General features: G+C 67.6%; 12 protein-coding genes. 6 read left to right on the plus strand and 6 right to left on the minus strand.

Going from position 1 to position 12,318, the window contains the following annotated elements; genetic code table 11:
* Positions 1-17 precede the first annotated feature (17 nt).
* Both NFL01S_RS05200 and NFL01S_RS05205 read left to right on the plus strand, forming a co-directional pair.
* Entirely contained in the window at positions 18-488 is a 471-nt protein-coding gene (locus tag NFL01S_RS05200; RefSeq protein WP_280507855.1) for a RidA family protein, read from the plus strand.
* A gap of 221 nt (positions 489-709) precedes the next feature.
* Positions 710-1,504, plus strand: a complete 795-nt coding sequence (locus NFL01S_RS05205; RefSeq protein WP_062971948.1) for an MBL fold metallo-hydrolase — start codon at positions 710-712, stop codon at positions 1,502-1,504.
* A 530-nt stretch (positions 1,505-2,034) separates the two neighbouring features.
* On the opposite strand, the gene NFL01S_RS05210 is transcribed toward NFL01S_RS05205, so the two are convergent.
* Together NFL01S_RS05210 and NFL01S_RS05215 are read right to left on the minus strand one after the other, a co-directional pair.
* On the minus strand, positions 2,035-2,709 hold the full coding sequence (locus tag NFL01S_RS05210) for a Crp/Fnr family transcriptional regulator (RefSeq protein ID WP_033243926.1): 675 nt from the start codon (positions 2,707-2,709) through the stop codon (positions 2,035-2,037).
* A 154-nt stretch (positions 2,710-2,863) separates the two neighbouring features.
* A complete protein-coding gene (locus NFL01S_RS05215) occupies positions 2,864-3,103 on the minus strand; it encodes a hypothetical protein (protein ID WP_081595241.1) in 240 nt (79 codons plus the stop codon).
* 232 nt (positions 3,104-3,335) lie between these two features.
* On the opposite strand from NFL01S_RS05215, the gene nth reads away from it, so the two are divergent.
* Genes nth through NFL01S_RS05235 form a run of 4 tightly spaced genes read left to right on the plus strand, consistent with a single transcriptional unit; the run spans position 3,336 to position 6,587 of the window.
* Complete coding sequence (gene nth / locus NFL01S_RS05220; RefSeq protein WP_062972441.1) at positions 3,336-4,043, plus strand: endonuclease III; 708 nt, start codon at positions 3,336-3,338, stop codon at positions 4,041-4,043.
* Positions 4,040-4,696 carry a TlpA family protein disulfide reductase gene (locus NFL01S_RS05225; RefSeq protein WP_062971950.1) on the plus strand — a complete coding sequence of 219 codons (657 nt, stop codon included), beginning with the start codon at positions 4,040-4,042 and terminating at the stop codon, positions 4,694-4,696. The genes nth and NFL01S_RS05225 overlap by 4 nt, the downstream gene beginning before the upstream one ends.
* The gene (locus NFL01S_RS05230; protein ID WP_062971952.1) at positions 4,693-5,397 is read left to right on the plus strand and encodes an NUDIX hydrolase; all 705 of its coding nucleotides are present in this window, start codon (positions 4,693-4,695) and stop codon (positions 5,395-5,397) included. Before NFL01S_RS05225 ends, NFL01S_RS05230 begins: the two co-directional genes overlap by 4 nt.
* Complete coding sequence (locus NFL01S_RS05235; RefSeq protein ID WP_062971955.1) at positions 5,394-6,587, plus strand: MarP family serine protease; 1,194 nt, start codon at positions 5,394-5,396, stop codon at positions 6,585-6,587. Before NFL01S_RS05230 ends, NFL01S_RS05235 begins: the two co-directional genes overlap by 4 nt.
* A gap of 289 nt (positions 6,588-6,876) precedes the next feature.
* On the opposite strand, the gene NFL01S_RS05240 is transcribed toward NFL01S_RS05235, so the two are convergent.
* The 4 genes from NFL01S_RS05240 to acs all read right to left on the minus strand — a co-directional run bounded on the left by NFL01S_RS05240 (position 6,877) and on the right by acs (position 12,039).
* Positions 6,877-7,866 (minus strand): alpha/beta fold hydrolase, encoded by a 990-nt coding sequence (locus NFL01S_RS05240; RefSeq protein ID WP_062971957.1) that lies wholly within the window; start codon positions 7,864-7,866, stop codon positions 6,877-6,879.
* A 48-nt stretch (positions 7,867-7,914) separates the two neighbouring features.
* A complete protein-coding gene (locus tag NFL01S_RS05245) occupies positions 7,915-8,412 on the minus strand; it encodes a phage holin family protein (RefSeq protein WP_062971959.1) in 498 nt (165 codons plus the stop codon).
* A 37-nt stretch (positions 8,413-8,449) separates the two neighbouring features.
* Entirely contained in the window at positions 8,450-9,661 is a 1,212-nt protein-coding gene (nhaA, locus tag NFL01S_RS05250; RefSeq protein ID WP_062972443.1) for a Na+/H+ antiporter NhaA, read from the minus strand.
* Positions 9,662-10,092: 431 nt separating this feature from the next.
* Positions 10,093-12,039 carry an acetate--CoA ligase gene (gene acs / locus NFL01S_RS05255; RefSeq protein WP_062971961.1) on the minus strand — a complete coding sequence of 649 codons (1,947 nt, stop codon included), beginning with the start codon at positions 12,037-12,039 and terminating at the stop codon, positions 10,093-10,095.
* Positions 12,040-12,318 lie beyond the last annotated feature (279 nt).

Below are 12,318 nucleotides of genomic sequence, written 5' to 3' on the forward strand. Positions count from 1 at the left end.
TCGTGGGGGAATCCGACGTGAGTGGACCCGCTACCGGATGGCGCGCCAATCTCGACCGGCTGGGACTGACAATGCCCCAGGTGGTGGCCCCCGTCGCCGCGTACGTGCCGGCGGTGCGTAGCGGCGCGCATATCTACACCTCGGGGCAGTTGCCGTTCGTCTCGGGCGAACTGACGGCGGTCGGCAAGGTCGGCGCCGAGGTATCGCTCGAAGAGGCGGTGCTCGCGGCCCGCTGGTGCGCGCTCAATGCACTGGCCGCGGTCCACGATCTGGTAGGCCTCGACGAGGTGGTGCGGATCGTGAAGGTCGTCGGTTTCGTGGCCTCGGCACCCGGGTTCACCGACCAGCCGCTGGTGATCAACGGCGCCTCGGAACTCCTGGGTGAGGTGTTCGGCCCCGCCGGTGCGCACGCGCGGTCGGCGGTCGGCGTTTTCGAGCTGCCCAAGAACACCCCGGTAGAGGTCGAATTGATCGCCGAGGTCCGATAGGCCCACCTTCACACGGGCGGACCGGGCAGGGCGCGGGCGGAGTGCGGATTGTCACTTCGCCCCGCGGATATCTCCGGCCTTCCGATGGCTGTGGGAATCTGCTGTGAGCCTGCGGCTGCCCGGTAAACCCGAACTGTCCCGGCCCCCGAGACCTGTACCGGCGTTCCGGCGCCGTGGACCGTAGATTCGACTCTGCTGCTTTCTGATCGGAGGTGTCGTCGATGACACTCACCCATCCCGCCTACGGACAGTTACGTCCGGTCACGCCGACCGCGGCGGTACTGCTCGCGAACAATCCGGGGCCGATGACCCTGGACGGAACCAACACCTGGATTCTGCGGGCCCCCGGGCAAACCGACTGCGTAGTGGTCGACCCGGGCCCGGACGATTCGGAGCATATTGCCGCAATAGCCGAGGTGACCGGTGGCGCGGTGGCGCTCACGCTGATCACCCACCGGCATCCGGACCACACCGGCGGAATCGATGAACTGGTCCGGTCGACCGGGTCGCCGGTCCGCGCCATGGAAGCGGAATTCCTGCGTGGTGATGTCGCGCCGCTGACCGACGGTGAGGTCATCGAGATCGCCGGTCTGCGGATCACCGTGCTGCACACTCCCGGGCATACCGCCGATTCGGTGAGCTTCCTGCTCGCGGACGCGGTGCTGTCCGGTGACACCGTGCTGGGGCGCGGCACCACCGTGCTGGACCGTGACGGCACCCTCCGCGACTATCTGCGTTCGATGGACCGGTTGCTGGAGGAAGGTGCGGGACGGGCACTGTTACCCGCGCACGGGCCGGACCATCCGGATCTGGAACCGGTCGCGCGGTATTACATCGCCCACCGGCACGAGCGGCTCGAGCAGGTCCGCGCCGCACTCGACGAACTCGGTGCGGACGCCGACGCCATGGACGTGGTGCGCAAGGTGTACGTGGATGTGGACGAGAGCATGTGGCCGATGGCACGCAACTCGGTCGAATCGCAGCTCACCTATCTGCGGTCCGAAGCGGACGCCTGAGCGGTCGTCGGCGTTCGACCCGTTCCGGCCCGTGCATGGCTCTGTGCGGACACCTCGAACACGAGCCGATACGCGCGTTGTAGCCGGTCCCGGTCGTGGCCCCCGGATAGGCGGGTCCGCTGCCGGAAAGCTACGAGACCGGGCCCGTCGAGTACCTGGTACAGACGGCTGGAGATACCGACGGTGCCGGCCGCCGAACGCACATTTCGGCGGCGCCCCGTAGATCAGGTGGCTGGGTGCGCGACAACCGGCAGATATCCGGAGGTGTCGGCGCGGGGCCGACTGGGCATGCCGGGATGTTCCGCCGACCGACGGGGCGGCCGATGGCGAGTCCCGGCGGACGACGAACTTACAGGACCGCTGTACAGCCGCCCTGTGGGCATGGTGTTGCCCTGTGACCAGCGGCATCCGGCAATCTGCGCTGCAGCCGGTACCGACGAACGAACGACCCCGAGAATCGTTCACGGGTGGCCGAGCAGCACTGTCGCCGCGAACCGCCCGCACCCGTAGCCCGGCCGTGCGACTCGGACTCAGCGCGCCCGGCGGGCCAGCCGTTCGGAATCGGAGATCAGCACGCTCTTGCCTTCGAGACGCAGCCAGCCGCGATGCGCGAAATCGGCGAGCGCCTTGTTGACCGTCTCCCGGGAAGCGCCCACCAACTGGGCGATCTCCTCCTGGGTCAGATCATGGGTGACGCGTAGCGCACCGGCTTCCTGGGTACCGAAACGCTGGGCGAGTTGCAGCAGCGCCTTCGCGACCCGGCCGGGGACGTCGGTGAAGATCAGGTCTGCGAGGTTGTTGTTGGTGCGGCGCAGGCGGCGAGCCAATACGCGCAGCAGCTGCTCCGCGATCTCGGGGCGCTGATCGATCCAGGACTTGAGCGCGTCCCGGTCCATCGTGACGGCGCGCACCTCGGTCACCGTGGTGGCCGTGGAGGTACGTGGACCCGGATCGAAGATGGACAGCTCGCCGAACATATCCGACGGTCCCATGATGGTCAGCAGGTTCTCCCGGCCGTCCGGGGAACGGCGGCCGAGCTTCACTTTGCCGGCGGTGATGATGTACAGCCGATCGCCTGGTTCACCTTCATTGAAGATGACGTGGCCGCGGGGGAAATCCACGGGCTGCAGCTGTTTGGCGAGCGCAGCCACCGCGGTGGGCTCAACGCCTTGGAAGATGCCGGCTCTGGCGAGGGCCTCGTCCACGAATGTGCTCCTTATCGGGAATGGCTGTAGTCGTCGGACCGAAGCAGTTCGGCCGACAGTGCAGTCTACGCGGCCTTATCGACGCGCAGTGACAGACACCACGAAAGGCAGGTTAACCGGGGGCTGTCCGGTCCACGGCAGCGGGCGCGCCGAATCAGCTCGCCCGGGCGATATCGAGGGGTTCCTCGGCCTCCTCGCTACGGTTGCGACGGCGGCGCATACGCGCGACCGCCGCCGGTAGGCCGAGTTTGGTGAGCTCGTTGACCTCGGCGTTGCTGGCTTTGTCCAGGTAGGCCTGGACCTCCTCGTCGGGCTCGACAAGTTTGCGAAGACGGTTCTCCACTCGTTCCATACCGAGGGCGAACAGCATCAACACCACTGGGAAGAGCGCCACAGCGAGTCCTTGCATGCCGGGTAGTAAACACGGTCGAGGTCTCAGATGGAATACGGGACCAGAACTGGCAGGGCAAGGTTGTCGGTGGGTTCCGTATGGTGGATGGGTGCGAATCTCCCCCTCCGATACCGCCGGAAGCCCCCTTTCCGGAACAGCCGCGGCGGGTGCGGCGCCCTCGGTTTCCGGTGGGGTACGAAATCGGAAAACCGGTTCCCGACCGGCCGAAACCCGTTTGGGTCTGGTGCGCCGTGCGCGCCGTATGAACCGGATGCTGGCGCGGGCATTTCCGGATGCGCACTGCGAATTGGATTTCGGTAATCCGCTGGAATTGGCGGTCGCGACGATCCTGTCGGCGCAGTGCACGGATGTGCGAGTGAATATGACCACTCCTGCGCTTTTCGCCGCCTACCCGGATGCCCGGGCCTATGCCGAGGCGAACCGTACGGAGCTGGAGGAACTCATCCGGCCGACGGGTTTCTACCGCAACAAGGCCAATTCGCTGATCGGTCTCGGGCAGGCACTGCTCGAACGGCACGACGGTGAATTACCTCACACGATGGCCGAACTGGTCCGATTGCCCGGAATCGGCCGGAAGACCGCCAATGTCATTCTCGGGAACGCGTTCGGAATTCCGGGTATCACGGTCGACACCCATTTCGGGCGGCTGGTGCGTCGCTGGGGCTGGACGGCCGAGGAGGATCCGGTCAAGGTCGAGCACATTGTGGGCGCGCTCATCGAACGCAAGGAGTGGACACTGCTGTCCCATCGGGTGATCTTCCATGGGCGCCGTGTCTGTCATGCCCGTAAACCCGCGTGTGGTGTGTGTGTTCTGGCCAAGGATTGTCCTTCGTTCGGCGCCGGCCCGACCGATCCCGATACGGCCGCGGCTCTGGTGAAAGGCCCGGAGGCCGCGCATCTGCTCGGACTGGTGGGCCGGTGAGCCGACCGGTTGTGTGGAAATGGGCATTGACGGCAGTGATCGTGGCTTTGGCGGCGGCGGTGGCGTTGTGGCCCCGCGGCGGTTCGGATTCCGAGGGCACCGGGGCACCTCCGGAACCTGCCCGCAGCGTCGATCCCGCGCTGCGGCAGGCTTCGGGCGCCGCGGTCTGCCCACCGGGATCCGAACCGCCGCCGGCGGCGGGACCTCTGGCGGATACCGTCCTGACCTGCCTGGCCGACGGCACTCCCGCAACGCCCGGCCGGATGACCGGCGTCCCGATGGTGCTGAACCTGTGGGCCTACTGGTGTGAGCCCTGCCGGACCGAATTGCCGCTGTTCCAGGAGTACGCGGACCGGGCGGGTTCCGCGGTGCGGGTGCTGACCGTGCACAGCGATCCGGACGAGACGAAAGCGCTATCGCTGCTGGCCGCGCTGAACCAGGAACTCCGAGCCGGGCACCGGCCGCAGCTGCGGCTGCCGGGTCTGCAGGACCCCGATGCCCGGGTGCGCGCGGCGGCGAATGCGCCGAACGCGCTACCGATCACAGTGCTGATCCGGCCGGATGGTTCGATTGCCGAATACGTCGCCCGCCCCTTTCGCGATGTCGACGATATCGCCGATGCCGTGGCCGGTGCCCTGGGAGTTACCGCATGACCGAAGAGCAATTGCCGCCCTGGCTGAGCAGGGCGGCCGGTCCCGGGCGGCCCGATTTCGCCGACACCCTGGGGCGAACGCGGGTTCTGCGCCGCACCATGGCCGGAAAAGTACGCAAGGCCGCCGTGTTGGTGCTGTTTGCCGGTGACGCCGCCGGTGATCCGGCGGCGCCGGGCGGCCTGCCCGCGGATGCCGAGGTACTGCTCACGCAACGCGCCTCCACCATGCGTCAGCACCGCGGCCAGGTCGCCTTCCCCGGAGGGGCGGTCGATCCCGGCGACGACGGCCCGGTCGATACCGCGCTGCGCGAGGCGTGGGAGGAGACCGGGCTCGACCGCGCGGGCGTCGTACCGGTCACGACCCTGCCCGAGCTGTTCGTACCGCCGTCCCGTTTCGATGTGACCCCGGTGGTCGCCTATTGGCGCACACCGAGCGAGGTACGCGTCATGGATCGCGGAGAAACCGATCGGGTGGTCCGCGTACCGATGGCGGACCTGCTGGATCCGGCGAACCGTTTCCTGGTACGCAGCGCGCTCGGTTACCGCAGCCCAGCGTTCCAGGTGGACGGAATGTTGGTCTGGGGGCTCACCGGCGGCATACTGGCCGGACTCATGACTTCACTGGGCTGGGAATCGGAATGGGACCGAACCGACGTGCGTGATCTGGAGCAGGCGCTGGCCGCGGTGGGGATGGTGTTGTGAGCTCTTCGGCGTGGCTCGATATCGCGGTGATCATCCTGGCGCTGGCCGCGGCCTCCTCCGGCTGGCGCCAGGGCGCGGTCGGTTCCGCGCTGGCTTTTCTCGGGGTGGTGCTGGGCGCTGTCGCCGGGATCCTGATCGCCCCGCATATTCTCGTGCACATCGACGAGGGCCGCAGCCGGGTTCTCGCCGGTGTGCTGCTCATCGTGCTGCTGGTGATCGTCGGGGAGATTGCCGGAATGGTGCTCGGCCGGGCGGCGCGCAGTGGGATGCGCCACCCCTTCGCCCGCGGCGCCGACAGCACGGTCGGCGCCGTGCTCATGGCTGGCGCGGTACTGGTCACGGCGTGGCTGCTGGCGCTACCGCTGGCCACTTCGTCGCAGCCGGCCATCGCCTCGGCGATCAACAGCTCCCGGGTGCTCGCCGATGTCAACCGGGTCGCCCCGGATTGGTTGCGCAAACTGCCCAACGAGTTCTCGAAACTGCTCAACACCTCGGGTCTGCCGGATGTGATCGGGCCGTTCGGGCGCGCGCCCATCGCGGCGGTGGAACCTCCGGATCCGAGTGTGCTGGCCAGCCCCGTGGCCGAATCGCTGCAACAGAGTGTGCTGCGTATCCGCGGCGTCGCGCCGAGTTGCCAGCGCGCGCTGGAGGGTTCGGGTTTTGTGGTGGCGCCGGAACGGGTGATGACCAACGCGCATGTGGTGGCCGGAACCACCAGCGTGACGGTGGATTCGGCCGCCGGCCCGCTGGAAGCGACAGTGGTGGAATTCGATCCGTCCATGGATATCGCGGTGCTGTCGGTGCCCGGGCTCACCGCGCCGGTGATACCGCAGGCGCCGGAAGCGGCGGGTTCGGGCGAAAGCGCGATCGTGCTCGGTTATCCGGGCGGCGGCCGTTACACCGCGAGCGCGGCCCGGGTCCGGGAGACGCTGGATCTGAGCGGGCCCACCATCTACCGCGACGGGACCGTCGAACGTGAGGTGTACACCGTGCGCGGCCAGGTGCGGGCGGGCAACTCGGGTGGTCCGCTGGTCGATACCGAGGGCAAGGTGCTGGGTGTGGTCTTCGGTGCCGCTGTCACCGACGACGACACCGGATACGTGCTGACGCTCAACGAGGTCCGCGAACGGATCACCGCGGCACCCTCGTCGACCGCGCAGGTCGCCACAGGCCCTTGTGTGCTGAGCTGAGCCGGTGGCCGCGCATAGGAGCGGAGTGCAGGGTCGGCCCGGGCACGCCCGGACCACAGCGGCACGCGGCGAGGAGTTCGTCTGCGCCGGCGTCGAGGCTGCGAGCCGGGTGTCTTTTCACGCCGGGCACGGCTCCTACGCCCGAGCCGCACCGAGGCCCTGCACTCAGCCGGTTCGGTCCTTTATCGACCCGACGGGCACATCACGGCGGCGAATTGCTACTCCTCGGCGGGCGGCCCGCACCGGACTCATTCGGCGAAACCGCACCGGAGCGGGTTCGGGGCGGCGGTCAGGCGCTGCTATCGCGGGCCGGGTGAGCTTCGCCGGCGAGGAGTTTGGCGATCTCGGCGGTGACGGCCTCCGGGTTCTCCTGATGCGCGAAATGCGCGGCGTCGCGGACGGTCACCACCCGCCGGCGTGGCGCGAGATGTGGTGCGCGGTGCACGGTATGCGGGAGGATGTAGCGATCGGATTCGCCGCGCATCGAGACCACCGGTATGTCTACGGGTTTGCGCATCACCGCGATGAACCGGCGCCCGTCGGGACGCCATTGGCTGCGGAAGGCCCACCGTTTGTATTCCAGAGCGCAATGAGCCGTACCGGGGATCCGGATCGCCGAAGCCATCCGGGCCGCGGTATCGGCGCATTCGACGGTCTCGGCCCAGTCGGGCGAACTGCGGGCCGCCAGTAGATCGGCGGCCCCGCGACCGTCTTCGCGGGTGAGCAGATGTTCGGGATACCGGGGCAGCTGGGCGCGTAGGAAGCCCGGCAGGAAGGCGCGGCGTTGTGCGTTGTCGCGCCAGATCGAGCTCTTGAGTGCCGCCGGATGCGGTGAGGACACCACGGCGATTCCACGAACCAGCCGCGGATGCAGAACCGCGGTCGCCCAGCACACCAGACCACCGTCGGCATGCCCGACCAGCGTTGCGTCGCTGTAGCCGAGTGCACGGATCAGCCCGGCGATATCACCGGCCAGTGTCCAGCCGTCGTAGCCGCGTGGAGGTTTGTCGCTGTCACCGTAGCCGCGCAGATCGACGGCGACGGCGTGATAGCCGAGCTCGGCCAGCGCGGTGAGCTGATGCCGCCAGGTCCACCAGAAATCGGCGAATCCGTGCAGCAACACCACCAGCTGCGATGCGGGATCGCCGGGCCCGGCGCGGTTGTCGCCGGGGCCCGCGGAAGCTACGTGCAGCCGTATCCCGTTGGCGTGCACATCACGGTGCGTCCAGACGCCGTCGTAGCGCACGCTCGACGGGTCCGGGGGAAAGTTCGACGCCACGGCGTCCGAGCGTAGTGAACCCCCGGTCGCGTCCGGTGTCTGACCCGCTCAGCGGGTGGTCTTCTCCAGTCCGGAGGGGGTGTCGTGGCTGCCGATTCCGGAGGGCAGCACCGTGCGGGTCTGCTTGAGCGAATCGATCGTCTTCTCCGGTGCCCGCAGTTTCTTGACCTTGCGGTAGCCCAGGAACGCGAGCAGGACCGTGACCAAGATCATGAAGGCGAAGACGATCCAGAATGCGGCCCAGCGAGTGAGCCAGATATCCAGCGTTTCGGCCACTGCGAAGAAGAAGAAAAAGCTGCTGAACAGCAGCACGGTCAGCGCGCCGATGAAGAAGACGCTGCCCTGCAACCCCTTCTTGATCTCACCGGTGACCTCCGCCTTGGCCAGCGCCACCTCGGCGCGGACCAGGGTCGAGACCTGTTCGGAGGCGTCGCGGACCAGGCTGCCGAAACTGGCCGAGGCATGCGGGTCGATCTCGGACAGCGGAATCGAGGTGACAGTGCCGCCTCGTGCGCCGTCGCCGTTACCGCCCTGTGTGACACTCACGTGGTCGACCCTCTCCCTGTCCCGATTCTGCTCGGTCTTACTGTTCTGGTTCTAGCGCATCCGCGTCACGTTGCGCTTGGTGGACACGCCCACGCCGCAACAGTAGCGCCGAACCGATCAGCGATGCGGCCATGGATGTCACCAGCACCGCGGCTTTGGCCAATTCGGCGGATGCGGGATAGTCCTCCAATGCGAGTTCCGCCACGAGCAGGCTAACGGTGAACCCGATCGCACCCAGCACCGACAGGGCGAACATATCGAGATACGCGAGGTTCGCGGGGCGTTTGGCGAGCCCGGTGCGGATCGCGACCCAGCTGATCCCGAAGATGCCGATGGTCTTGCCCAGCAGCAGGCCGAGGATGATCGCCAGAGAGAGCCGTTCGGTGAACAGGTCACCCAGGACTTCGCCGTTGATCGGCACGCCCGAGGCGAACAGCGCGAACAGCGGTACACACAGACCGGCCGAAATCGGCTGGAACTTGTGTTCCCAGCGGGTGGCGGGCGCTTCGTCCTCACCTTCGTCGGTGCGGACGCGGGTGAGCAAGCCGCAGGCGACCCCGGCGAGAGTCGGATGAATATGTGCTTCGTGCAGCGCGTACCAGCACAGCAGCGCGAGCGGGATATAGATCAGCGGGGAGTTCCAGCGCCGATGCTGGGCGAACCACCAGGCGGCGCAGCATGCGAGCGCTACCAGCAGCCAGGTGAGTGCCAGCCCGGTGGTGAACAGCACCGCGATGAGCAAGATCGCCATCAGATCGTCCACCACGGCGAGGCTGAGCAGGAAGACCCGAGCGCTGGCGGGGATCCGGGACCCGGTCATCGCCAGCACCGCCAGCGCGAAGGCGATATCGGTGGCGACCGGGACGGCCCAGGCGCGGTCCATGCCCACGACACCGAAACCGACGCCGTAGGCGATCAGCGCGGGGGTCATCACACCGCCCACAGCCGCGATGATCGGCAGCGCGGCCCGTTTGGGGTCGGCCAGTTCACCGACCACGAGTTCGCGTTTGAGTTCCAGCCCGACGACGAAGAAGAAGATGGCCAGCAGGCCGTCCTTGACCCAGTCGGCGGCGGTCAGGTCGAGGTGCAGGGGCGGAATCGCCAGATGGGTTTCGGTGAGAGTCAGATAGCTCTCACCCCACGGTGAGTTCACCCAGAGCAGCGCCACCGCGGCGGCGACCAACAACAGTGAACCGCCCACGGTTTCGGTGCGCAGATATCTGGCGAGTTCCGACCGGGGGCTACTCAGCACGGGGAACCTTTCGGTCGTACGGACAATTGCTGCGTCCGCTCGACCGGGTGATCACCGGCGAACGCACGACCTTCTCGCCGACCAGACTTCCCGGCACACCATATGCAATCTTAACGGTCGGTAATCCGGCGTTCGCCACGCACACCTCCGAACGGGTTCGCCCCTCGGATCGACGCGTTATGGACTACCACGCCGGCCACCCTGTTCCGGACGCCTGGCGGGCTGCGCGAGCGACCAGCAACCCTTGGCGGTACCCGGCAGCGCGGAACACCGGTTCGGCACTCGCCGGCAGCGCGCCGCTCGGGTGTGCAGGCAAGGACGTTCGGCGCCTGGGCGGGCTCACCCGATCGCCGGGAGCGATGTCGGCGTCGAACTCGTGCCCCGTGCGGGCCCGGGAAGCGTGGGCTGTCCCGGGCCCGGCGAGTGGGCTATTCGGAACGGCCCGCGCGAATGTTCTCGAAGACCTGCGGGTCGACCAGGGTGGAGGTATCGCCCAGTTCGCGGCCCTCGGCCACATCCCGCAGCAACCGGCGCATGATCTTGCCGCTGCGGGTCTTGGGCAGTTCCGGCACCACGTGGATCTCCCGCGGGCGGGCGATCGGGCTGATCTCGCGCGCCACCTCGGCCTTCAATTCGTCGACCATGGCCGCCCCGGTATCGGTGGCACCGGCGGACAGGATCACGAAGGCCACGATGCCCTGGCCGGTGGTTTCGTCGGTGGCGCCGACCACCGCCGCCTCCGCGACTCCGGAATGGCCGACGAGAGCGGACTCGACCTCGGCGGTGGAGATGCGATGCCCGGATATGTTCATCACGTCGTCGACCCGGCCGAGCACCCAGAGATCGCCGTTGACATCGAGTTTTGCGCCGTCACCGGCGAAGTACCAGCCCTGTTCGGCGAAACGCTCCCAGTAGGTGGCCCGGTAGCGTTCCATATCGCCCCAGATGCCGCGCAGCATGGCCGGCCACGGCTGATCCAGGACCAGATATCCGTTGGCCTCGGTTTCGCCGCGGCGCACCGTGTTGCCCTCCTCGTCCACCACGGTGGCCGAGATACCGGGCAGCGGGGTCATGGCGGCGCCCGGTTTGGTGGCGGTGACACCGGGCAGCGGAGAGATCATGATGGCGCCGGTCTCGGTCTGCCACCAGGTGTCGACGATCGGCGCGGTACCGCCGCCGATCACATCGCGGTACCAGCGCCAGGCCTCCGGGTTGATCGGCTCGCCGACCGAGCCGAGCACCCGGATCGAGGACAGATCGTGGGCATCCGGGATCTGGCGGCCCCACTTCATGAAGGTGCGGACCAGAGTCGGCGCGGTGTAGTAGATCGTCACCCCGTACTTCTCGATGATCTGCCAGTGCCGGTGCTCGTCGGGGAAGTTCGGGGTGCCCTCGTAGAGCACCTGGGTGGCGCCGTTGGCAAGCGGACCGTAGACGATATAGCTGTGCCCGGTCACCCAGCCGACATCGGCGGTGCACCAGTAGATATCGGTTTCCGGTTTGTGGTCGAACACCACGCGGTGGGTGTAGCTGGTCTGGGTCAGGTATCCACCGCTGGTGTGCAGGATGCCCTTGGGTTTACCGGTGGTGCCGGAGGTGTAGAGGATGAAGAGCGGATGTTCGGAATCGAACGCCTCGGCCTCGTGTGCCGGCTCGGCCTCGGCGACTGTTTCGTGCCACCACAGGTCGCGGCCCTCGGTCCAGGCCACCTCGATACCGACCCGGCGCACCACCAGCACGTGTTCCACGCTGGACGGAACGTCACCGTGCGCGAACAGCGCCTCGTCGACCGCTTCTTTCAGCGGTGCGGGATTACCGCGGCGCCACTGGCCGTCGGTGGTGATCACCAGCCGCGCTTCGGCGTCGTCGATGCGCTGGCGGAGAGCGGTCGGGGAGAACCCGGCGAAAACCAGCGAATGTGTCAACCCCAGCCGCGCGCAGGCCAGCATCGCCACGATGGTCTCCGGGATCATCGGCATGTAGATCGCCACCCGATCGCCGGCCGTGAGCCCGAGCGAGGTCAGATAGTTGGCCGCCCGGCCGACCTCGGCGAGCAGATCCGCATAGGTGACCGTGCGGGAATCGCCGGGCTCGCCCTCCCAGTGCAGTGCGACCTTGTCGCCGCGCCCTTCGAGGACGTGGCGGTCCACGCAGTTGTAGGCGACGTTCAGGCGCCCGCCGACGAACCATTTCGCCACCGGGGCCTCGCTCCAGTCCAGCACCTGGTTCCAGCGCTGGTGCCAGTGGAGCCGGTCGGCCTGGTCTGCCCAGAACCCTTCGTGATCCTGCGCGGCACGCTCGTAGATACCAGCATCCACATTCGCCGCGGCAGCGAACTCCGCGCTCGGCGGGTAGGCGTCCGGCGTTTCGGTCATCTGAGTCACTTCCTTCGCGTTACCTGCACCATGAGGGCTGACTGTGACCCTAAACTCTCCCGGCCCCGGCCGTGCGCATCCCCGGACGAAAGGCCGCGGACATGGGACGAACGGCCGCCGGGACCGGATGAACGGTCGTCCGCAACCGGGCGCGAAGTTCGCGAAGCCGCGCGTGACCGAGCGTGTGCCGGTATCCTCGGTCAACTCTTGACACCGAGCGGAGCGAACGAGCGGGGAGTTTGGGTGCGGGGAGCGTCGTGGTCGTGGCGGGCGATCGGT

The organism is Nocardia flavorosea NBRC 108225, assembly GCF_001613385.1.
Taxonomy (GTDB): Bacteria; Actinomycetota; Actinomycetes; order Mycobacteriales; family Mycobacteriaceae; genus Nocardia; species Nocardia flavorosea.